The sequence below is a fragment of the Polaromonas sp. P3_A5 genome, assembly GCF_056403055.1.
The window spans coordinates 3,446,144-3,466,231 of record NZ_JBFUGF010000001.1 but is presented as its reverse complement, the minus strand read 5'-3'; the positions used below and the strand labels follow the sequence as shown (position 1 = coordinate 3,466,231).

20 protein-coding genes, 1 tRNA gene and 1 pseudogene are annotated in these 20,088 nt (G+C 61.0%); 7 read left to right on the top strand and 15 right to left on the bottom strand.

All coding sequences use genetic code 11. The annotated features are described in order from the left end of the window. Positions 1–20 precede the first annotated feature (20 nt). The 5 genes and pseudogenes from AC1DU8_RS16565 to AC1DU8_RS16545 all read left to right on the top strand — a co-directional run bounded on the left by AC1DU8_RS16565 (position 21) and on the right by AC1DU8_RS16545 (position 3,675). Positions 21–962 carry a threonine/serine dehydratase gene (locus AC1DU8_RS16565; RefSeq protein ID WP_477726996.1) on the top strand — a complete coding sequence of 314 codons (942 nt, stop codon included), beginning with the start codon at positions 21–23 and terminating at the stop codon, positions 960–962. Between the two features lie 47 nt (positions 963–1,009). Next, entirely contained in the window at positions 1,010–2,350 is a 1,341-nt protein-coding gene (gene serS / locus AC1DU8_RS16560; RefSeq protein ID WP_477666124.1) for a serine--tRNA ligase, read from the top strand. Between the two features lie 35 nt (positions 2,351–2,385). Next, a tRNA-Ser gene (locus AC1DU8_RS16555) sits at positions 2,386–2,473 on the top strand. 297 nt (positions 2,474–2,770) lie between these two features. Beyond that, positions 2,771–3,028 (top strand): annotated as a pseudogene (locus AC1DU8_RS16550) (IS21 family transposase); the annotation flags it as partial. A gap of 239 nt (positions 3,029–3,267) precedes the next feature. Then, positions 3,268–3,675, top strand: coding sequence for a BLUF domain-containing protein (locus AC1DU8_RS16545; protein ID WP_477666125.1), 408 nt, complete (start codon positions 3,268–3,270; stop codon positions 3,673–3,675). Positions 3,676–4,136: 461 nt separating this feature from the next. On the opposite strand, the gene AC1DU8_RS16540 is transcribed toward AC1DU8_RS16545, so the two are convergent. The 3 genes from AC1DU8_RS16540 to AC1DU8_RS16530 all read right to left on the bottom strand — a co-directional run bounded on the left by AC1DU8_RS16540 (position 4,137) and on the right by AC1DU8_RS16530 (position 5,773). Then, positions 4,137–4,331 carry a DUF3606 domain-containing protein gene (locus AC1DU8_RS16540; protein WP_457279569.1) on the bottom strand — a complete coding sequence of 65 codons (195 nt, stop codon included), beginning with the start codon at positions 4,329–4,331 and terminating at the stop codon, positions 4,137–4,139. Positions 4,332–4,731: 400 nt separating this feature from the next. Next, positions 4,732–5,367 (bottom strand): hypothetical protein, encoded by a 636-nt coding sequence (locus AC1DU8_RS16535; RefSeq protein ID WP_477702678.1) that lies wholly within the window; start codon positions 5,365–5,367, stop codon positions 4,732–4,734. 37 nt (positions 5,368–5,404) lie between these two features. After that, a complete protein-coding gene (locus tag AC1DU8_RS16530; RefSeq protein ID WP_457279567.1) occupies positions 5,405–5,773 on the bottom strand; it encodes a helix-turn-helix domain-containing protein in 369 nt (122 codons plus the stop codon). A gap of 143 nt (positions 5,774–5,916) precedes the next feature. Between AC1DU8_RS16530 and AC1DU8_RS16525 the strand changes: the two genes are divergently transcribed. Then, on the top strand, positions 5,917–6,786 hold the full coding sequence (locus tag AC1DU8_RS16525) for an XRE family transcriptional regulator (RefSeq protein WP_477689984.1): 870 nt from the start codon (positions 5,917–5,919) through the stop codon (positions 6,784–6,786). 82 nt (positions 6,787–6,868) lie between these two features. After that, positions 6,869–8,239, top strand: a complete 1,371-nt coding sequence (locus AC1DU8_RS16520) for a sensor histidine kinase (protein ID WP_457279565.1) — start codon at positions 6,869–6,871, stop codon at positions 8,237–8,239. Positions 8,240–8,279: 40 nt separating this feature from the next. Here AC1DU8_RS16520 and AC1DU8_RS16515 read toward each other — a convergent pair whose 3' ends face one another. From AC1DU8_RS16515 to AC1DU8_RS16460, 12 genes are all read right to left on the bottom strand, one after another. After that, positions 8,280–8,864 (bottom strand): response regulator transcription factor, encoded by a 585-nt coding sequence (locus AC1DU8_RS16515; RefSeq protein ID WP_457279564.1) that lies wholly within the window; start codon positions 8,862–8,864, stop codon positions 8,280–8,282. A gap of 211 nt (positions 8,865–9,075) precedes the next feature. Next, positions 9,076–10,386 (bottom strand): tryptophan--tRNA ligase, encoded by a 1,311-nt coding sequence (locus AC1DU8_RS16510; protein ID WP_477726995.1) that lies wholly within the window; start codon positions 10,384–10,386, stop codon positions 9,076–9,078. Continuing rightward, positions 10,383–11,057 carry a site-2 protease family protein gene (locus AC1DU8_RS16505; protein ID WP_477648057.1) on the bottom strand — a complete coding sequence of 225 codons (675 nt, stop codon included), beginning with the start codon at positions 11,055–11,057 and terminating at the stop codon, positions 10,383–10,385. Before AC1DU8_RS16505 ends, AC1DU8_RS16510 begins: the two co-directional genes overlap by 4 nt. 148 nt (positions 11,058–11,205) lie before the next feature. After that, complete coding sequence (locus AC1DU8_RS16500) at positions 11,206–11,841, bottom strand: L-threonylcarbamoyladenylate synthase (RefSeq protein WP_477702676.1); 636 nt, start codon at positions 11,839–11,841, stop codon at positions 11,206–11,208. Between the two features lie 24 nt (positions 11,842–11,865). Next, positions 11,866–12,771, bottom strand: a complete 906-nt coding sequence (locus AC1DU8_RS16495; protein ID WP_457279560.1) for a DMT family transporter — start codon at positions 12,769–12,771, stop codon at positions 11,866–11,868. Continuing rightward, positions 12,771–13,631, bottom strand: a complete 861-nt coding sequence (locus AC1DU8_RS16490) for a 3',5'-nucleoside bisphosphate phosphatase (RefSeq protein ID WP_457279559.1) — start codon at positions 13,629–13,631, stop codon at positions 12,771–12,773. Before AC1DU8_RS16490 ends, AC1DU8_RS16495 begins: the two co-directional genes overlap by 1 nt. Positions 13,632–13,898: 267 nt before the next feature. Further along, complete coding sequence (locus AC1DU8_RS16485; protein ID WP_457279558.1) at positions 13,899–14,651, bottom strand: aspartate/glutamate racemase family protein; 753 nt, start codon at positions 14,649–14,651, stop codon at positions 13,899–13,901. Between the two features lie 207 nt (positions 14,652–14,858). Beyond that, on the bottom strand, positions 14,859–15,572 hold the full coding sequence (locus AC1DU8_RS16480; RefSeq protein WP_477695714.1) for a GntR family transcriptional regulator: 714 nt from the start codon (positions 15,570–15,572) through the stop codon (positions 14,859–14,861). Continuing rightward, positions 15,569–16,450: an ABC transporter permease gene (locus tag AC1DU8_RS16475; protein ID WP_477707082.1), complete on the bottom strand. Its 882-nt coding sequence runs from the start codon at positions 16,448–16,450 to the stop codon at positions 15,569–15,571. Before AC1DU8_RS16475 ends, AC1DU8_RS16480 begins: the two co-directional genes overlap by 4 nt. Continuing rightward, positions 16,450–17,364 carry an ABC transporter permease gene (locus AC1DU8_RS16470; RefSeq protein WP_477689982.1) on the bottom strand — a complete coding sequence of 305 codons (915 nt, stop codon included), beginning with the start codon at positions 17,362–17,364 and terminating at the stop codon, positions 16,450–16,452. Before AC1DU8_RS16470 ends, AC1DU8_RS16475 begins: the two co-directional genes overlap by 1 nt. A gap of 156 nt (positions 17,365–17,520) precedes the next feature. Next, positions 17,521–18,816, bottom strand: a complete 1,296-nt coding sequence (locus AC1DU8_RS16465; RefSeq protein ID WP_477666131.1) for an ABC transporter substrate-binding protein — start codon at positions 18,814–18,816, stop codon at positions 17,521–17,523. Between the two features lie 77 nt (positions 18,817–18,893). Further along, positions 18,894–19,949: an ABC transporter ATP-binding protein gene (locus tag AC1DU8_RS16460; protein ID WP_477726994.1), complete on the bottom strand. Its 1,056-nt coding sequence runs from the start codon at positions 19,947–19,949 to the stop codon at positions 18,894–18,896. Positions 19,950–20,088: the final 139 nt, after the last annotated feature.

The following is a 20,088-nucleotide window of genomic DNA, read 5'->3' as shown; positions in this document are numbered from 1 at the left end:
TGATTTCTTCTTTTTTCCATATGACCAATCGCTATCAAATTGAGAGCTGCTTGCGCAAGTTCGAAGCGGGCTACAGCCACTTTATTCATAAAACACCGCTGTGGAAGCTGCCTGGCAAGGCGCTGGGCGTGGAATGCGCTGAGGTCTGGCTCAAGCTCGAACACCTGCAAACCGGCGGCAGCTTCAAGGCGCGCGGCATGCTCAACCGCCTGCTGTCCAATCCCATTCCGGCCAGCGGCGTGATCGTGGCTTCCGGCGGCAACGCGGGCATTGCCACAGCCGCCGCGGCCCGCGAGCTGGGCGTGCGCTGCGAAGTCTTTGTGCCTGAGGTGTCGACCCCCGCCAAGCGCGCCAAGCTGGCCGCGCTGGGCGCCGAGGTGGTGGTGACGGGAGCGGCGTACGCCGACGCGCTGAAAGCCTGCCTGGCGCGCCAGCAGGAAACCGGCGCGCTGCTGACACATGCCTATGACCAGCCCGAAGTACTTGCCGGCGCTGGCACGATGGCCGCAGAGATCGAGCAGCAGGGCGGTGTGCCCGATGCCGTGCTGGTCAGCGTGGGTGGCGGCGGCCTGATTGGCGGTGTGGCCAGCTGGTTTGAGCGGCGCAGCCGTGTGGTGGCGCTGGAGCCTGAGCTGGCGCCCACTTTGTACAAAGCCCGTGAGGCTGGTGAGCCGGTGGACGTGGCCGTTGGCGGCATCGCCGCCGACTCACTGGGCGCCAAACGCATCGGCAGCCTGGCCTGGGATGCCACGCAGGCCCATGTGCGTGATGCGCTGCTGCTGACCGACGAATCGATACGCGCCGCGCAGCTGTGGCTCTGGAAAGAACTGAAGCTGGCCGTCGAGCCCGCGGCGGCCCTGCCGCTGGCCGCGCTGCAAAGCGGCCGCTACTGCCCGCGCGCCGACGAAAAAGTCTGCCTCATCATCTGCGGTGCCAATCTGGACCCGGCCAGCCTGAACTGAGCTGAACGGGCTCTGGTGATCGCAGCTGCACAAAATACAATGGCCCCATGCTAGATATCAACCTGCTTCGCAAAGACCTGCCGTCGGCCATCGCCCGGCTGGAGACCCGTAAAACCCCGCAAGCCTTCCTGAACGTGGAAGCCTTCCAGGCGCTGGAGGCCGAACGCAAGGCCCTGCAGATCCGCACCGAAGAGTTGCAGAACCAGCGCAACACGCTGTCCAAGCAGATCGGCCAGCTCAAGTCCAAGGGTGAAGACGCCAGCGCCATCATGGCGCAGGTGAGTGCTTCCAAGGCCGAGCTCGAATCGTCCGCCGCGCGGCTGGACCAGATCCAGACCGACATGCAAACTCTGCTGCTGGCTGTGCCCAACCTGCCGCATGAAAGCGTGCCGCAAGGCGCGGGCGAAGCCGGCAATGTCGAAGTACGCAAATGGGCCCCGATCGAAGGCCCGGGCGGCGAGCCGCCGGCTTTCGCTTTTGAAGTGAAAGACCATGTCGATGTGGGTCAGCCCCTGGGGCTGGACTTTGAACTCGGCACCAAGCTGACCGGTTCGCGTTTTACCGTGATGAAAGGCCCGCTGGCGCGCCTGCATCGCGCGCTTGCGCAGTTCATGCTCGACGTGCAAACCGCCGAGCATGGTTACACCGAGTGCTACACGCCCTACATCGTCAACGGCGATTCGCTGCGCGGCACCGGCCAGTTGCCCAAGTTTGAAGAAGACCTGTTTGCCGCCAAGAAAGGCGGGCAAGAGGGCGCAGCCGAAGCCGAAAGCACCGCGCTGTACCTGATCCCCACGTCGGAGGTGCCGCTGACCAACTTCGTGCGCGATGAAATCGTCGCCGAGGCTGACTTGCCGCTTCAGTACACCGCGCACACGCCGTGCTTCAGGTCCGAAGCCGGAAGCTACGGCCGCGACACCCGCGGCATGATCCGCCAACACCAGTTCGACAAGGTCGAAATGGTGCAGATCACCCACCCCGACAAAAGCTACGAAGCGCTTGAAGCCATGACGGGCCACGCCGAAGCCATTTTGCAAAAGCTCGGCCTACCGTATCGCGTCATGCTGCTGTGCACCGGCGACATGGGCTTTGGCGCCGCCAAGACCTATGACCTGGAAGTGTGGCTCCCCGCACAAAACACCTACCGCGAAATCAGCTCGGTCTCCAACTGCGAAGCCTTCCAGGCCCGCCGCCTGCAGGCCCGCTTCAAGAACGCGCAAGGCAAGAACGAGTTTGTGCACACCCTCAATGGCTCCGGCCTGGCCGTAGGCCGCACCCTGGTTGCCGTGCTGGAGAACTACCAGCTCGCTGATGGCTCAGTCACCGTGCCGGAAGTGCTGCAACCGTACATGGGCGGCATCAAGGTGCTGGCTCCAGCCGCAAAGTAGGCCGGCTACAGCTGTTAGAATCCGTTTTCCACACTGGAGAGGTGGCAGAGTGGCCGAATGTACCTGACTCGAAATCAGGCGTACCGCAAGGTACCGTGGGTTCGAATCCCACCCTCTCCGCCAGATACGCAAGGCCCTTAAAGATCTTTGATTTTTAAGGGTTTTTTCGTTTCTGAGGCTTGCGTTTCACCCCATGTTTTCACCCCATGTAAGGGAAAGTAGCCGCGCGAATAATTATGGTCCAGCTAGACTCGCCCCAAGGCATGCTCTTTAACTACGATCGTTTACGCGCATGCGCTAGTTCGTATGTCTACCTGTTGAATTCCATCGAAATCTGACCCATTTAGCGCAGTAATTTCCATCCAAAACTGACCCACGTAGGCACTACCCTGCTTGTTTTAAAAGCAGGAGAAATTAGGAGTGATAGACGTGGCGACATTGAATGTCATCAGGCGTTGGGCATTGCGAGATCAGATGTCCATTCGCGAGATCTCAAGGCGTACAGGCCTGGCTCGCAACACAATAAAGAAGCACCTGCGGTCGGAAGAGAGCGAGCCCAAGTACCCAAGGCGGGCCAGCGCCAGCAAGCGCTATCACTACGCCGAGAAGCTGGCCACCTGGCTGGGAGTCGAGGCAACAAAATCGCGGAAACACCGGCGCACTTTGCGGCAGATCCACACATCCACTTTTCATTCCGGAGTGCGAGTATCCATCGTCGTGCCTTTACTGTTGATTCTGCATTGATTGCGCGCATTTGTTTTGCGGTCAACACCCGAACATCACCGTTTTGATGAATTCCATGAGTGGCTAACTTTGCTTTGCGTCTGGCTTCGTCGTATGCTGAAGCGCTCTGGCTCCTCATGCGATGGAACGCATGCTTCCAGCCTGCTGAAAGTTCAACTCAAGGACACGGCCTCATGATCAGACTGCTCTACATCAGTGATGCCGCAGATGGCATCAACGAGGATGCGATCAATGGCGTTTTGAAGAGCGCGGGGAAAAATAACCCGCCTCTTGGCATCACGGGCCTTCTTGTTTATGGCGGAGGCGTGTTTGCACAAATAATTGAAGGCCCGGAGCAAGCGGTGCTTCAGAAGTATGTGAGCATCGCTACCGACAAGCGGCACCACAATTGCCGAATCGTCTATATCACGACGACAAGGGAACGCATTTTCAAAGGCATTTCCATGGCGGCGCTTGAAGCGCTTCCCATGGAGCTCGAGCACATTGCCGAACTGGATGCGCACCGAACAGACGCCATACCGGCGGACGCGTTTACGGACCTCATGCATGTGTTCTTTTCGAGAATGCAGGCGGTTCCCTGATTTGCGCGGAGAGGAACAGGCCGTGAAGAAAACCCGACTCTGCCGGGCCGCGCTTCTAACTTCTAACGCAAGCGCTACCCCCATGGACATTAAAAATTCTTAACAATTTCCAGCTTGCTGCCCTATTGATGTTTCCAGGAAAGTTCACGCCCGATCCGTGTTTTCTTAACTGCCCAAGAGGGCGTATGGCTAACTCCAGAATTATGGAAACGCTACGCGCCGCTGTGAGAGTTGAGCAGCATGAAGAGCTCGAGCGCACGCGGCGTTATATGGCGTTTATGCAAAAGATGGCGGCCTTTCAAAAGGGAGTTGGACCTGCGCCGACTCCCGAGGCATTTCAGCGGTGGTGCGAGGATGTTGAGAATCGCCTCGCGTTTCGCAGAATGGAGGCCGGGATACATGACCAGCCGGCAGAAGCCTGGGATGGCTCCCGATACTGACGGCTAAACCTCAGCTCGCAATCATTGCTGGCAGGTGTCCTTGCTGCGATGAAAATAACTGCGGATCTCGTCGGGTTCGCTGCCTACCGCATAGACCGCCACGCGCAATTCATACTCTGTGCATTTCAACTCGGAGCACCACGACTCCACGACGCGCGGATTAGTCAGGCTGATGCGGTTGGTCGTGCTGTCTGCGTCAGGAAATTTTTGTGACATGACGTACCCTCTTCAAATGGGACATTTCATGGAGGCCCACTGAAGCGTAGCAGTGCGGACCTGTAGTAAGTAATTGGTGCAAAAAATCACGCCATATTGCACCGACCACGCTTTACCTGTGCACTTTCCTATATTTCGATGAACATCACATCCTTCAATTAGAGGAGATGTTTGCAGGAACACATGTCACTATATGTGACAAGGCCGGCGCCATGAAACCGTTCCATGCGCTCATGCTGCTGTGGGTTTATGGATTTGCTGCTGCTCACGTTGGCGGCACGGATGCGCAGTGCTGGTGACTGTCACTGCCGCTGCGCCCAGGAGGAGCGGCTGCCGCAACGGCGTCGGTGGCCCCCTCAGGGCAGCACCGGCGAAGGACGGAAGGCCTTCCAGGCTACGGTTACGCTTTCAGGCGGTCACCGCTGTTTAATGGGCTGGTCATCGCCTGCACAAATTCAACGCACATCATCCTGATGGGATGAACTTCGGCTTCGGTCACGCTGGCTTTGGCCATTGCCGCTTTCTCGATGTCTTCGTTTTCCAGTTCTACAAAGACGTTTTCACCGTCGTGGGTACGTAGATGAACGCGTAACTTGATTCCGGTGCTGGATAGCAGCATGTGATTCCTTTGTGATCGGGTTGACTGGATGTCGTGTCGGTGTGGATGAGGTGGCCGCCGTAGCGCGGCACCGGCCATTCGTCTTTCGATGAATTCATTTCTGGCTGCCTGCCAGTCAACCCATCGGCGGATGGGCCAATCGGACCATTTGGTCACCGCGAGGGTGGCAGGTTCCTGGTCAGGCTCAAGGCCGGGCAGAGTTTGGCAATCCGGGGTGACGCTGTAGCTCAGCCGGCTGGTCTGGTGGCGGCTTTCCACAAAGCCGCCCGCTTCCAGCATGTCCATGGCTTGCTGGACATCGTTGGGTTCATACGTGGGTTTCCAGTGAGGATGAAGCGAGGCCAGCGTCCACCAGCCACCGGTGGCGCGCAACCGCAACCACAGGGCACGTACATCGTGGGTGATAAGGTCGCCCATGATTGGTCGCGATCTCGCTCAGGCGCTCTGATGATGTTTACGGTTGGGAGTACGGAGGTCCATCCGTGAGAGCGTTGTTGGCGGTCAGCTCATGTGCCAGTTTGCGCTGAGCCTGATTGCGCTGGTGCGGCATGGTGACCGTGATCTTGCGCGTCTGCTGAAAGGCCAGCGCCCGGCTGGCGGGATTGAGGTAACGCGACGGCCAGAGATCCTCGGGCCTTTTGTCGAGGGCGCGTGCCACGAGCTGCTCGGCCGCCAGCCAGGGGCTGGTCAGCACGCGTTGTATGTGGCTGTAACCGTTTTCCATGGCAATTTTTCGAAGACTGGTACCGCGTTTGCGGAGGGCAGCAATGACATCGGCGGGGTGCATATCTTCCTGTGCGGGTGTCGATTTAATTGTGCTCATATCTAATATTCTGAGCACAAAACAAGCCAAGTCAAACATTTTTTTCTGCCTGTTTCAATTTGTGCTACTTTTATTGTATTTTTTACCAATTAAATGAGTGTTATGTTTGCTCATTTTGTGCTTGGGGGAACAAAATAGTGTTCATGAACACAAAAGAAGCAGCGTCAGGGGTGGGGGGGTCTGGCTCATCTGGCAAGCTCCAGCACTATTCCTTTACCGCCGCAGCGCCGGTCAAGGCAGAAGAGCCCGTTGCGTGGTACCTGCATGAGGCCGCAGCAGCCGTCGACAAGGCGAGTGCCAGGTCTGTGCGAACCGAAGCCAGGTCGGTTTTCATGCGCCAGTTTGGCCAGCGCTGCCGCATGGCCCGGGGCACAAGGGAAATCAATGAGGTTGCGGCCACGGTCGGGGTTCACCGCAACACCATCTGGAACATAGAGCGTGGCGACAGCCTGCCGGATGCGTTCGAGCTGGAAGTACTCGCCAGGGAATACCGGTTGACGCCCGGGCAGCTACTGGGCCGGGAAGCTCCAGACGAAATCCGGGCTGCTGCGGCAGTGGCGCGCGACGTGCGCGCGGTCGAGACCGGCACGTTTGTCTATGCGCCCCTGTTTGACCTCCGCGCTTCGCCGGGCCGGGACGTATTCAACGACCTTGGGTCGGTCGTGGCGATGCGTCCCTTTGATGTGCAGTTCATCCGGTATGACCTGGGCATTGACCATAACGACATTGTCATGTCCACGGTGGCGGGCGCCTCCATGGAGCCGTGGCTGCATTCCAGGGACGCAGTGCTGACTGACTTGCGGGATCGCGATGCCCTGACAGAGGGCGTGCACATGGTACGGCTTGACGGCGCCTTGCTGGTCAAAAAACTGCAGCGCCTGCCCGGGAAGATATTGCGCGTCAGCAGCTACAACCCGGCGTATGAACCGTTTGACATCCAGGGCTACGAAAGTACAGACCGGGATTTTTCCGTGCTTGGCCGCGTGCGTTGGGCCGGCGTGACTTTTAACTGAGCGTAAGTCCCTAGACCGCAACGCAACAGGCGTGCGCCGCGGATGGCATTGCGGCCCCGGATGCGACGTAAACTCGCATTCCATGGACCACCCCACAGCGATCCGGCCTATCCAGGGCGCGCCAGATATCTCGCGCGAGGATTGGGTGGAAATGCGGTTGATCCATATCTTCATGCGGTATGCCCGCCCGGCCCTGCATTCCGCACTGGTCCTGATCGTGTCCATGGTGGTGATTCTTTACCGCCATGTAGACCTGCTCAGTCTGGGCATCTGGGCAACGGCGGCGACGCTGGTGACCCTGGTGCGGTACCGCGTCATCGGCATTTACCAGCGTTCGCTGCTGGGCGTCAGCGGCCCTGCGTTGCGCGCATTCATGGCGCGCTACACGTGGACGTGGCCCATGAGTGCCATGGTCTGGGGGGCGTCGATGTTTGTGTACTTCCTCAAAGCGCCCGTGTATGACCAGTTCCTCGGCATGATCGTCCTGGTCGGAATGGCCGGGTTTGCGGTGGGCACCTTTTCCTCCTGGCTCCCCTGCTTCAAAGGCTATGTGAACGGCCTGGGCATTTCCACCCTGACGGTATTTTTCTACCAGCTGATGCTGGAAAGAGGAATTTCTTCCACGTTCAATACCTGGGGTATGGTGGTGCTGATCGTGATTTACTGGGTGGTCATTCGCGTGTCGGGCCAGCGCTTTCACCAGGTGCAGCGTGCCAACCTCGAACTGCAGTACGACAACTCCGAACTGATCAGATCGTTGACTGAAAAAAGCCGTGCCGCCCTTGAGGCCATCGAGATCAAGAACCGTTTTATCGCCAGCGCCGCGCATGACCTGCGTCAGCCGGTGCATGCCCTGGACCTGTACGCCGGCTGGCTGGCTGCCGAGCCAGAATTCGTAGCGCAGATAGCACCCAAGATCGTCCGGTCCACCAAGGCGGTCAACGACCTGTTCAACTCCCTCTTCGACCTGGCGGGGCTGGAGTCCAGCCCACTGCGGGTCAACCTGCAGGCCGTAGACCTGGCGGGGCTGGTGCAGGATCTGGAGGCGCAATACGCGCCCTTCGCGCGGGAGCGAAACCTGCGCCTCAGGATTCGCCCTGCGGCGGGGCAGGTAAGGTCCGACCCCGTGCTGCTTCAGCGGCTGGTCGGCAACCTGTTGTCGAACGCACTGCGCAACACGCATCGAGGCGGTGTGCTGCTGGCTGTGCGCCGGCGGCGCGGGGTGCCATGCATCGAGATATGGGACACCGGTGTGGGCATCGCGAAAGAGCACCAGAAGGCGATCTTTCAGGAGTTCTACCGGATTCCCCTGCAGGGTACCGAAGAAGGTTTTGGGTTGGGCCTGGCCATCGTTTCGCGCCTGAGTGAGGCGCTGGGGCATCCTGTGAGGCTTGCCTCCAGGAGCGGGCGTGGCAGCGTCTTCTGGGTGGAGTTGCGCACGCCGGGCCAGTGACCTGGCCCAGTGTTACCCGGCCCAGTGTTGCCCGGTCTTGCTAGAGCAAGCCCTGGGTGCGCGCCAGGTGGCTGGCCTGCGAGCGGCTCTTGACATTCAGGCGCCGGAACAGCCGCCACAAATGCACTTTCACCGTGTGCTCGCTGATCTGCAGCTCTTCGGCGATGTCGCGGTTGCTCATGCCCTTGTCGAGCATGACCAGCAACTGCTTTTGCCGCTTGGACAGTTTTTCCGTTGGGGTGGATGGCTCCGGGTCGAGTTCTTCACTCAGGAAGACGCGCAGGACGTTCGATATCTCGGTGGCCCCCGCAGACTTCTGGATGTAGGCATCGGCACCTGCCTCGATGGACAAGTCCTCGTAGTCCTGGGCCGGCGCGGCCGACAGCACTACCAGCGGCACATTGGGGAATTGGTGTTTGAGCTCACGCACGCCCGAAACACCATTGGTGTCAGGCAACCTCAAGTCGAGGCAGATGAGTTCGGGGACACCGTGTTGCTGCACGGCAGGCATTACCGCGGCGAGCCGGTCCAGCTCGGTCACAGTGGCTTTGCTGCTAAGGCGGCGAATCAACATGACAACCGCTTCGCGCATCAGCGGATGGTCATCTATTACAAAAATACTCATTAGTTCACGTCTGAAGTATCGTTCCTGTCAGCTATCGAGCATAACTGGTGAATGTCAACTTTGGGGCACTAATAAACTTGAAATTGCGGTATTTTTTCAGGGTGGTAATACCCTAAAACAACAATGAATAAGTCTTTCGTACCAATGTGATTCTGTCGAAGGCCGCCGCGCATGATCAAAGCCCCTGGCCCAAATTGCTTAATACCGCAACTCAGGGAGTTACAGGTGCAAAGAAACGTAGCGCTGTTTCCACCTCGGCTGCCTCGATACCGGGCAAGATTTGAAGCTTATCTTGCAGTGCAGCAAGCGCACCGGCCCCTTCGTTCTGCAGGGTGGAAATTATCAGCGCGGCTTCACGGGGAGATTCAAAGCCTTGGCTCTGCAAAAGCACCTTGGCATCAGCGTCCTGCAGCTTGAAATAGAACTGGCCGTCCTTCTCACGGTATTGCTTGAAGGCCGGAGCAACACTTTTGACTGACTTCCCTTTCGACGTGCCAGCCGGCTTTATCGCGAGGTTGCGCAAACCAACGGCGCGACGCAACTCGCCCATGAAAGGCGTGGCCTCCGCGCGCGCCTTCTGCGCACCCGCCTGCAAGGTCGCCTCGATCTTTGCCGGGTCGCTGATGAGGTCGTGGTATCGCTCGCGCATGGGCACTACTTCACGGTCAATGCGCTCGAACAGCAGCTGTTTGGCATCGCCCCAGGCAATGCCTTCGGCATAGGCCTTGCGCAGGGCCTGGGTTTCGTCCGCGCTCGCAAAGGCCTGGTAAATCTGGAACAGCGCCGAGCCCTCGACTTCCTTGGGTTCGCCCGGTGCGCGTGAATCGGTGAGGATGCCGGCGATCAGCTTGCGCATCTGCTCGCGTGGGGTGAAAAGCGGAATCGTGTTGTCATAGCTCTTGCTCATCTTGCGTCCATCCAGCCCGGGCAGCAGCGCGACTGATTCCTCCACCACCGCTTCGGGCAGCACCAGGTGCTCACCGTACAGGTGGTTGTAGCGCTGCGCCATGTCGCGCGCCATTTCGATGTGCTGGATCTGGTCGCGCCCCACCGGCACCTTGTGCGTCTTGAACAGCAGGATGTCCGCGCCCATCAGCACCGGGTACATGAAGAGGCCGGCGGTGACGTCAGCGTCAGGGTCGTTGCCGGCCGCCTCGTTCTTGTCGACAGAGGCCTTGTAGGCATGGGCACGGTTGAGCACGCCCTTGCCCGTGACGCAGGTCAGCAGCCAGGTGAGCTCAGGGATTTCCGGGATATCGGACTGGCGATAGAACGTCACGCGCTCCGCGTCCAGCCCGGCGGCCAGCCAGCTCGCCGCGATCTCGAGTGTGGACTGCTGGATGCGCGCGGGTTCATCGCATTTGATCAATGCGTGGTAGTCGGCCAGGAAGTAAAAGCTGCGGACATCGTCGCGAAAGCTGGCCTGGACCGACGGCCGGATCGAGCCGACATAGTTGCCCAGGTGGGGCGTACCGGTGGTGGTGATGCCGGTGAGGAAACGGGTGGGGGACGGTGTATTCATGACAATCTTGGGGGCAATGAAATGGGGAGGTTGATCAGATCCAGCAAGCTGTATCCCAGCACCACCAGTGGCCAGAGCCAGTAAGCGCTGACGATGCCAAGGAGAACGAGCCCCATGACGATGAAAAACCCCCATGGTTCGAGGCGGGCGACAAACTGAGCCTGCTTCCACGGCAGCAGGCCCACCAGGATGCGGCCGCCATCAAGCGGAGGCAAAGGAAAAAGATTGAAGGCCCACATCACGAGATTGACCAGTACGCCAGCCTGGCACATGACCAGGAAAAACGGCTCCTGGACACCGGCGTTGACCAGTACCGCATACAACACGGCCCAAAGTACGACCTGTATGAAGTTGGCGGCGGGGCCCGCAAGTGCGACCCAGATCATGTCGCGTTTGGGTTTGCGCAAATTTCCGAAATTGACGGGTACCGGTTTTGCGTAGCCGAACAGAAAGGTGCCTGAGGTGGCGAAATACAGCAGCAGCGGCATGACGATGGTGCCGAGGGGGTCGATGTGCTTTACGGGGTTCAGCGTGACACGGCCCAGCATCCAGGCGGTGTTGTCACCGAAATAGCGAGCCACATACCCATGCGCAGCTTCGTGCACGGTAATGGCGAACAGCACCGGCAGCGCGTAGATGGCGACGGTTTGAATCAGGTTGGCGATATCCATGCCGAATTATGACCCCCACGGTCGCTCACTTCGTGTAGCTCCCTGCCCCCCGAAGGGGGCCGCTGCGCCTGCGGCCCGGCAAAGCCGGTTCCGCGGCCCCTGCTTGAAGGGGAAGGAGAGGCATGTGACCAGAATCCCGTTTGGCTCGCTAAAGACCCAGCACGGCCAGCTCGCCCCGGCCCTGCCGCACCACGACAGGCTCGCCGCCGTCGCCCATGGCCGTCAGGTCGATCACCGTGGTCGGCTCCTGGTGGCAGGCGCCTGCATCGATCACGGCAGCCAGCTCATGCTCCAGCAGCTCGCGGATTTCGTGCGCGTCGTTCAACGGCACGGTGCCGTCCCGGGGGATCAGCGTGGTAGCCAGCAGCGGCGCGCCATGCAGCTCCAGCAGTGCCTGCAGCACCTTGTGTTCGGGCACGCGCAGCCCTATGGTCTTGCGCGACGGGTGGCTCACGCGGCGCGGCACTTCTTTGCTGGCTTCGAGGATGAAGGTGTAGGGCCCTGGCGTGGCGGCCTTGAGCAGCCGGAATTGTTTGTTGTCCACCCGCGCGTAGTTCGCCAGCTCGCTCAGGTCGCGGCAGAGCAGGGTGAGGTGATGCTTGTCGTCGACGCCGCGAATACGGCGCAGGCTGTCGGCCGCGGTCTTGTCGTCAAGGTGGCATACCAGCGCATAGCTGGAGTCGGTTGGCACGGCCACAATGCCGCCGCGTTCAAGCAGCGCCACCGCCTGCTTGAGCAGGCGGGTGTGCGGGTTTTCGGGGTGAACTTCAAAAAACTGTGCCATACAGGTTTGCCGCCGGCTTGGGGTTCAGGATTCGGTGGGTTCAATGATGATGCGGCTCTCGCGTACCGCAAGCCAGGCGCCAGTGGCTCCGCACACGGTAATCATGGCAATGCCGAGCAGCGACCACTGATCCGGAACATGGGAAAAGATCAGCCATCCGCCCAGCATGGCAAAACCGATTTGGGCGTAAAGGAACGGCGTCAGGGTTGATGCAGTGGTGCGCGCATAGGCAAGAATCATCATGAAGTGCCCGACGGCTCCGAGGAAACCCATCAGGCACAGGCAGGCCCAAAGCACCCAGGAATCCAGCGAAGTCCAGACAAAGGGAAGGGCCAGCGAGGCGATGAGCGTGCCCACCCAGCCGGTGTAGAAGTGCATGGTCGCCGGGTCTTCGGTACGGGCCAGGCGGCTGGTCAAAATCTGGAACCAGGCATTGGACACCACCAGGCTCAGCGGTAGCAGCAGCGTCCAGTCAAAGCCGGAGCTTCCCGGCCGGATGATGATCAGCGCACCGGCAAAGCCTCCCAGGACCAGCCCCCAGCGCAACGCCGGTACGCGCTCACCCAGCTGTAGCGATGCCAGCAGGGTGATGACCAGCGGCGTGATCATGATGATGGCCGTGAACTCGCCCACGGGCATGTATTTGAGGCTGAAAAACGCCAACCCGCTGCTGGTCAGCAGCAGTACGCCGCGTAAAAGCTGGAACCTGGGATGCGCCGTTCGAAACAGCGTTCGCCCGCGCGCAGGAAGCATCACCACGGTCGTGGCCACGGCCTGGAACGCATAGCGAAACCACAGCGCCATCAGGATGGGCACGCTCAGCGATATCCGTTTGGTGGTGGTGTCCAGCGCGGCGAAGCAGGCCATGGCGGCTACCAGAAGCGCAATGCCGGTCAGGGCAGGAGAGGTTTTTCTCGCGGGGCCGGCCATCACTGGATGCGGTCCACCAGCAGCTCCCACACCGGTGTCAGTTCGCCAGGCAGGAATGGCAGGGTACCCAGGTCGGTGTGGCTTTCGTCGGGGCTGTGGAAGTCGCTGCCGCGCGAAGCGGCCAGGCCGAACTCTTTCGCCGTTTCGGCGTATTTGAGGTATTCCTGCGGCGTGTGGCTGCCGGTGACAACCTCCACGCCACGCCCGCCATGGGACTTGAACTCGGTGAACAAGGCGTATTCCTCGTTGGGGGTGAACTTGTAGCGGCCCGGGTGCGCAATCACGGCAATGCCCTTGGCCTCGGTGATCCAGGTGACGGCGTCGCGCAGGTTGGCCCAGCGGTGGGGCACATAGCCGGGCTTGCCTTCGGTCAGGTATTTGCGAAAGACCTCAGGTGTTTCGCGGCACACGCCGGATTCCACCAGGAAGCGGGCAAAGTGTGTGCGTGAAATGAGCTCGGGGTTGCCGACAAACTTCAATGCACCTTCGTAAGCACCCATGATGCCGACCTTGGCCAGCGAGTCCGACATCTCCATGGCTCGCTGTTCACGGCCGCCGCGCGTATTGCGCAGGCCTTGTTGCATCGCAGGGTCGTTGGCGTCGAAGCCCAGGCCAACAATGTGGACCGTTTGCCCCGCGAAGGTCACGGACACCTCGGTGCCCGTGAGGTAGTGCATGCCCTGCGCTTTGGCAGCGGCGGCGGCACGGTGCTGGCCGCCTATTTCGTCGTGGTCTGTCAGGGCCCAGAGTTCGACCCCGTTGGCCTTGGCCCGTTCAGCCAGTGCCTCCGGTGTCAGCGTGCCGTCTGACACCACAGAGTGGCAGTGCAGGTCGGCATTCAGGATGTTTTTGGGAGTCACTGAGCCATTTTAGGCTTTGCGGGGTATTGGTGCAGGCCGGGTGCAATCTCCCTGACCCCAGAAGGCTCGCTTTGCGCGTGCGCGCGATGCCCTTGCACTGAAGGCGGTTTTGAGATGTTTCAGGCCGCCAGACCAATATAGGCAAGCGCGATCAGCTATAAATTTAATAGCGTTCCCTGCCTCGCCTGATATGCGCCACTACGCTTGAAATGACCGGCTGCTATGAAATATATAGCTGCTTGCGCCCGTTCCTGTTGGGCTACAGCCTTAAAGCCCCAAAGCAGTGAGCTCCGGCGAGAGTTTCTCCCACGGCACGTCGAAGCCCGGCTGGCTGCGCTGCGGTGGCGGTGCATGGCTGCGCAGGGCCCAGTGGGCGCCGGCCAGCACGCTGTCGATCAGCGGCACGCTCACCCCGGGTTGCAGGGTCGCGGCCATGCCTGCCAGGCCTGCACCACCCAGAATGACGGCCTGCGCGCCCAGCTGGCGCACCGCGTCGCGGCAGGCCTGGGCGAGCAGGGTGCGCGCGGCGGCAGGGTCGGCCGCAAGCTGTGCACCGGTCGGGGCAACGGTGTGGATGCCGGCCAGCGAAGGCGCATGGCCCAGCGCCTGGGCCAGCCGCTGCAGCATGGGCCCCCAGCGCTCGCCCCCGGTGACGATGGCAAAGCGTCCGTGGCGCGCCGCCTCGATAAACGCCGCCTCGGCCAGGCCGGTGACCGGCACCGGGCTGCTTTCGCGCAACGCCAGCAGGCCTGGGTCGCCAAAGCAGCCGATCAGCACCGCGTCAGGTGTTTCTGGTGCGCCACCCGTTTCACCTGTGCCGGCCAGCGCAGCGGCCCAGGCGTCCAGCGTGGCGTGAGAGGCGACGGCGTAACTGGCTTCATCCGAGATATAGGGCGCGCCGAAGCGCGCGGTGACGGTGCGCACCTGCACGTGCAGCCCGGCGGCGGCTTGTACGTGGGTCTGCAGCAAGGCGCTGACCGAAGTCGACGTGTTTGGATTAATGACCAATAGCTTACGCATGGTTAAGAATTCACCCCTGTCCAGGCTCACTGCGTGTAGCCTGTTCCCCCCTCAAGGGGGCGGCGCCTGCGGTCTGGCGAAGCCAGTCCCGCGGCCCCTGCTGGTAGTCCCCGCTGAACCGGCTTTGCCGGGCCGCAAGCGGGCGGCCCCAATACGAGAGGAAAGGGGCAGCGCGCCGCAGGCTCGAAGTGAAAAGCGTGGGGGCCATCAACTAAACAGCGTGGACAGGTCGGGCGCATCATCCGCCGGCGGCGTGAACTGCAGCTGCGACTCCAGCCGCGTCAGGTGTTCGCGCATGTGGCGCGCGGCTTCCTGGACGTCGCGCAGGCGAATCGCGTCCAGCAGCTTGCGGTGCTCGCGGCAGCCGCAGGCGGCGGCTTCGTCGCGGCTGTCCTTGTGGGATGTGCTGTAGGTCATCAAAATCAGTGACGTGCGCGAGGTGAGCTCGCGCAGGATGCGGCCCAGCGTCTGGTGGCCCGCGCGTTCGGCGATCTGCAGGTGAAAGTCGCCCGACAGGCGGATCGCGCGGTGCATGTCGCCGGCCAGGCGCGCGGCTTCCTCGTCGTCGATGCAGCGTTTGAGCTGTTGCATGTCGGCCTCGCTCGCCTTGGCAATGAAGAGCTCCACCAGCGTGGGTTCAATCAGCCGGCGCACCTCGAAGACTTCGCGCGCCTCCTGCTCGGTGGGTTGGGCCACGGTGGCGCCGCGGTTGGGGATGAGGGTAACGACCTGTTCATTGGCCAGGCGCACCAGCACCGGGCGTATGCGCGTGCGCGACACGCCGAAGGCACCGGCCAGCTTGTCTTCGACCAGCTTGGTGCCCGGCGGCAGGCGGTGGTCCAGGATGGCCGAGATCACGCGCTCATACATTTCGCTGTCGGTCAGGGGGGGTGCCTGGGTTACGGGCGTTGCCTCGCTCATCGGGTGCCTTTCTTTTGCCGGCGGCCCAGCCACCAGGCCAGGCCCAGGGCCAGCGCCATGACCAGCAACGACACCACAGTGGTGACGGTACCCAGAGCATAAATGGACGGCGTGGTGACGGTGGTGGTCAGCCCCTGCAGCTCCAGCGGCAGGGTGTTCACGTCGCCGATGGCCTGCGAGGTGCGGGCGATTTCGTCCCAGCTCAGGGTAAAACCAAACATGCCGATGCCCACCACCGACGGTGCGATCAGCGGCAGCACCACATGCCGGAAACCCTGCCACGGCGTGGCGCCCAGGTCGCGCGCGGCTTCTTCATAAGCCGGGTTGAAGCGGTTGAAAATCGCAAACATGATCAAGAGGCCAAAGGGCAGCGTCCAGGTCAGGTGCGCGCCCAGCGCCGAGGTGAACAAGCCCAGCGACGTGCCATACCCTTCCAGCGCCTCGGCCATGCCGAAAGCCTCCAGCGCTTTCTTGACGCCGGTGTCGAGCAGGCGAAACTCCAGGCCAATGCCCAGCGACACGATGATGGACGGCATGATCAGGCTGGCCACCACCACAAAAAACAGCGTGTTGCCGCCCGCGAGCTTCTTGCGAAACGCCAGGCCGGCCAGCACCGACAGCACCACCGTGAAAGCCATCACGGCCAGGCCCAGGCCCAGCGAGCGCTTGAGCGCCGCGCCAATGTCCACCACGCCAAGCCCTTCGGCCAGTTTGTAAAACCAGTGCAGCGACACACCGCGCAGCGGAAACGTCAGTCCCCCTTCAGGCCCCTGAAAACTCAGCACCACGATGACAAACATCGGGCCGTATAAGAACAGCACAAACAGTGCAAAAAATGCGGCCAGGAACCAGAAGCCGGCGGTGCGTTTGTCGTTCATCACAGTTCCTTTCTGATGTCGACGAGGCGGGTCAACGCCCAGATGATCATCAGCACAATAGCCAGCAGGATCACCGCATTGGCCGCCGCCAGCGGAAACTGCAGGTAAGAAGTCTGCACCTGGATGATCTTGCCGATGGAGGCGATCTGCTGGCCGCCCATGACGCCGATGGTCACGAAGTCGCCCATCACGATGGTGATGACAAAAATCGAGCCGATGATGATGCCCGTGCGCGACAGCGGCACGATGACGTTCCACAGCGTTTGCCAGGCCGAGGCGCCGCTGTCGTTGGCCGCTTCGATCAGGCTGCGGTCTATGCGCATCATCGAATTGAAGATCGGCACGATCATGAACATGGTGTAGAGGTGCACAAACGCCAGCACCACCGAAAAATCCGAAAACAGCAACCACTCGACAGGCTGGTTCACGATGCCCAGGCCCGTCAGGCTCTGGTTCACCAGGCCATTGCGGCCCAGCAGCGGCACCCACGAGATCATACGGATCACATTGGACGTCCAGAACGGGATCGTGCACAGCACAAACAACAGCGTCTGCACGCTTTGCGAGCGCACATAAAAAGCCAGAAAGTACGACACCGAAAACCCCGTCACCAGCGTGATCAACCAGACCAGGAAACTGAACTTGAAGGTCGACAAATAGGTTTTGAAAGTGACGCACAGCTCCGAGGTGTTGCCGCAACCTTCAAAGATGGCGAAGTAATTCTTCAGCGTAAAGCCCGGCAGCAACTCATACTCATTGAAGTCCCAAAAGCTCACCATCAACACCAGCGCCAGCGGAACCAGAAAGAACACCACAAACACCGCCGTCAACGGCGTAGCCTGCCACCAGGCCGCAAGGCCGCGCCCCGGCGCCTTGACCGGAGCGGAATGCGCAGCAACAGCAGGAGCACCCATAAATATCCAAAAGTAAAAAAATGAGCTACCAAGGGCAAGCGAAGCGAAGCCTGTTCCAGGACACCGCGGAACCGGCTTTGCCGGGCCGCAAGTGTCGTCCCCTGCAAGGGGAGAGGACGCTACACGAAGTGAGCGTCAACAGGGGTGTGCCAATTTTTAGGCTGCGACGAACTCATTCCACTTCTGCACCATGTAATTGTTCTCGTCCATGACCGCATTCCAGCAGGCGATGCCGCCCATGCGCGCTTCATAACTGCCGCCGTCGCGCACCGCGCCGGTTTTGGCCAGTACATCGCCATTCGGGCTCTTGATGTCCTGCGAGGCCGGCTTGCCTTCCATCCAGTAGGCCCACTCATACGCTTCCATCTTGGCCTTGGCGGTTTCCAGCACGGCACTGTAATAACCCTGGCGGTTCAGGTAAGCGCCGGCCCAGCCGTCGAGGAACCAGTTGATGAACTCATACGCACCGTCCAGCTTCTTGCCCGACAGCGTGGCAGGCAAGCCGAAGCCGGCGGCCCAGGCGCGGTAGCCTTCTTTCAGCGGCTGGAAGTTGCAGGCAATACCCTTGGTGCGCACGGCCGTCACGGCGGGGCTCCACATCGACTGGATCACCACTTCGCCCGAGGCCATCAGGTTGACCGACTCATTGAAGTCTTTCCACAGTGCGCGGAACTGCCCGGCCTTCTTGGCTTCGATCAAGGTGGCGATCGTCAGGTCGATCTCCTTCTTGGTCATGTTGCCCTTGTCCGGGTACTTGTAGATGCCTTTGGCTTCCACCACCATGGCGGCGTCCATGATGCCGATCGACGGGATGTTCAGGATGGCCGCCTTGCCCTTGAACTCGGGGTTCAGCAGCTCGGCCCAGGAGGTGATGGGGCGCTTGATCAAATCGGGGCGAATGCCCAGCGTGTCGGCGTTGTACACCGTGGGAATGAGCGACATGAACTGCGTCGGGCTCTTGGCGAAGACCTTGCTTTTTTCGCCTTCCAGATAAATTACCTTCTTGGGTGCGGTGCCCTGGTCGCCCACGGCCTTGCCGGCCACGGTGCCGGTGGTGAAGAGCGAGGTGATCTTGTCGGCGTTCTTGATGCGCTTGGTGTCAATGCCCTTCAAGTTGCCGGTGGGCACGATTTTCTTCAGCGAGAAGTACTCGGTGTCGATCAGGTCAAAGCTGTTGGGCGCGGTCACGGCGCGCTTGGTCACGTCGTCGGTGGTCACGGCCACGTACTGAATCGTGATGCCGGTGTCGGCCTTGAACTTCTCGGCAATCGCCTTGTCCTGGTTGACCGCGGTGCCCAGGTAGCGCAGCACGATTTTTTCCTGCGCGTGCACGGCCGGGAACAGGCCTGTGGCCAGAATGCCGGCTGTGCCCTTGAGCAAAGCGCGGCGCGGCACGCCGCCCACGGTGGTGTCGGTGGCGGTGTCTTTTTGATCAGGAAGAGCGTCGGACATGGTGAAAACTCCTGGTGGCTTGGGTGGAAATCTTCTTGCGAAGGGACGGGTGGAAAAAATCTGTACCTCTGTACGCGTCAGGCAGGAACGGCTGCCTGCAGCGTGTGCGCCGCCTCGGGCGCCCATGACAGCTGCACGCTGTCGCCCGGCGCATAAGGCTGGGCCGCAAACGTTGCCTCGGGCACCATCACCGACAACTCGGCCGTGCTGTGGGCCGTCGGTGAAACGCCCGGGTTTTGCAGGCCCAGCAATACATAGGGCCCCTGGTATTCGACGTCGGTCACCACGGCGCGGCGGTTGTGCGGCGCGTCGGGTGCGGCCTGGCCGGCCGGGGTGATCTGCATGTGGTCGGTGCGCACGCCGATCTTGCCGGCGGGTGTGTCTAGTACGTTGTGCCCGCCCATGAAGCGCGCCACAAATTCACTCGCGGGGCGGTTGTAGATTTCGTGCGGTGAACCGACTTGCTCGATCAAGCCGTGGTTCATCACCACCATGGTGTCGGCCAATGCCATGGCTTCTTCCTGCGAGTGCGTGACGTGGATAAAGGTGAGCCCCAGCTCTTTTTGCCAGCGCCGCAGCTCGGCGCGCATCTGGATGCGCAGAAAAGGGTCCAGCGCCGACAGCGGCTCATCGAGCAGCAGCACACGCGGCTGCGTGATCAACGCGCGCGCCAGCGCCACGCGCTGTTGCTGCCCGCCGGAAAGCTCGGCCGGCTTGCGCTCGGCCAGGTGGCCCATCGCCACGCGTTCCAGCAAATCTTTGGCCTGCTGGCGGCGGGCCGCCTTGTCCACGCCTTTCATCTTCAAACTGAAGGCCACGTTGTCGAGCGCTGAAAGGTGCGGAAACAGCGCGAAGCTCTGGAACATCATGGCCGTGCCGCGGCCGGCGGCGGGCAGGTCGGTGATGTTGCGGTTTTCCAGCAGGATGTCGCCGCTGGTAACGGATTCGTGGCCCGCCATCATGCGCAGCGTCGTGCTTTTGCCGCAGCCCGAAGGCCCGAGCAGGCAGCAGTAGCTGCCGCTGGCAATGCGCAGGTTGATGCCGTCAACTGCCGGCTTGTCTTGCTGCGCGTACCGTTTGGTCAGCGCAATGGCTTCAATGGCGGCGGGAGGCGGGCTGGCAAGGGCGTTCATGCCAAGCTTCTGTGCAAGGCTTGTGCCAGCTTTGTATGCGATTTATATAAAGATTGTGTACAAAATGCATGATTCTGGTGCCGAAGAAGCCGTGCCTGCCTGCCATGCTGGTGCATGCTGTAACCAGAAGTTCCTGAAA

Excerpts from the sequence above, each read along its gene's own strand:
- AC1DU8_RS16500 (WP_477702676.1), bottom strand. The coding sequence starts at position 11,841 with ATGGCACAGTTTTTTGAAGTTCACCCCGAAAACCCGCACACCCGCCTG.
- AC1DU8_RS16535 (WP_477702678.1), bottom strand. The coding sequence starts at position 5,367 with ATGGGCGACCTTATCACCCACGATGTACGTGCCCTGTGGTTGCGGTTG.
- AC1DU8_RS16565 (WP_477726996.1), top strand. The coding sequence starts at position 21 with ATGACCAATCGCTATCAAATTGAGAGCTGCTTGCGCAAGTTCGAAGCG.
- AC1DU8_RS16480 (WP_477695714.1), bottom strand. The coding sequence starts at position 15,572 with ATGAGCGAGGCAACGCCCGTAACCCAGGCACCCCCCCTGACCGACAGC.
- AC1DU8_RS16510 (WP_477726995.1), bottom strand. The coding sequence starts at position 10,386 with ATGAATACACCGTCCCCCACCCGTTTCCTCACCGGCATCACCACCACC.
- AC1DU8_RS16465 (WP_477666131.1), bottom strand. The coding sequence starts at position 18,816 with ATGTCCGACGCTCTTCCTGATCAAAAAGACACCGCCACCGACACCACC.
- AC1DU8_RS16520 (WP_457279565.1), top strand. The coding sequence starts at position 6,869 with ATGGACCACCCCACAGCGATCCGGCCTATCCAGGGCGCGCCAGATATC.
- AC1DU8_RS16515 (WP_457279564.1), bottom strand. The coding sequence starts at position 8,864 with ATGAGTATTTTTGTAATAGATGACCATCCGCTGATGCGCGAAGCGGTT.
- AC1DU8_RS16525 (WP_477689984.1), top strand. The coding sequence starts at position 5,917 with ATGAACACAAAAGAAGCAGCGTCAGGGGTGGGGGGGTCTGGCTCATCT.
- AC1DU8_RS16470 (WP_477689982.1), bottom strand. The coding sequence starts at position 17,364 with ATGGGTGCTCCTGCTGTTGCTGCGCATTCCGCTCCGGTCAAGGCGCCG.
- AC1DU8_RS16540 (WP_457279569.1), bottom strand. The coding sequence starts at position 4,331 with ATGTCACAAAAATTTCCTGACGCAGACAGCACGACCAACCGCATCAGC.
- AC1DU8_RS16460 (WP_477726994.1), bottom strand. The coding sequence starts at position 19,949 with ATGAACGCCCTTGCCAGCCCGCCTCCCGCCGCCATTGAAGCCATTGCG.
- AC1DU8_RS16475 (WP_477707082.1), bottom strand. The coding sequence starts at position 16,450 with ATGAACGACAAACGCACCGCCGGCTTCTGGTTCCTGGCCGCATTTTTT.
- AC1DU8_RS16495 (WP_457279560.1), bottom strand. The coding sequence starts at position 12,771 with ATGGCCGGCCCCGCGAGAAAAACCTCTCCTGCCCTGACCGGCATTGCG.
- AC1DU8_RS16505 (WP_477648057.1), bottom strand. The coding sequence starts at position 11,057 with ATGGATATCGCCAACCTGATTCAAACCGTCGCCATCTACGCGCTGCCG.
- serS (WP_477666124.1), top strand. The coding sequence starts at position 1,010 with ATGCTAGATATCAACCTGCTTCGCAAAGACCTGCCGTCGGCCATCGCC.
- AC1DU8_RS16530 (WP_457279567.1), bottom strand. The coding sequence starts at position 5,773 with ATGAGCACAATTAAATCGACACCCGCACAGGAAGATATGCACCCCGCC.
- AC1DU8_RS16545 (WP_477666125.1), top strand. The coding sequence starts at position 3,268 with ATGATCAGACTGCTCTACATCAGTGATGCCGCAGATGGCATCAACGAG.
- AC1DU8_RS16485 (WP_457279558.1), bottom strand. The coding sequence starts at position 14,651 with ATGCGTAAGCTATTGGTCATTAATCCAAACACGTCGACTTCGGTCAGC.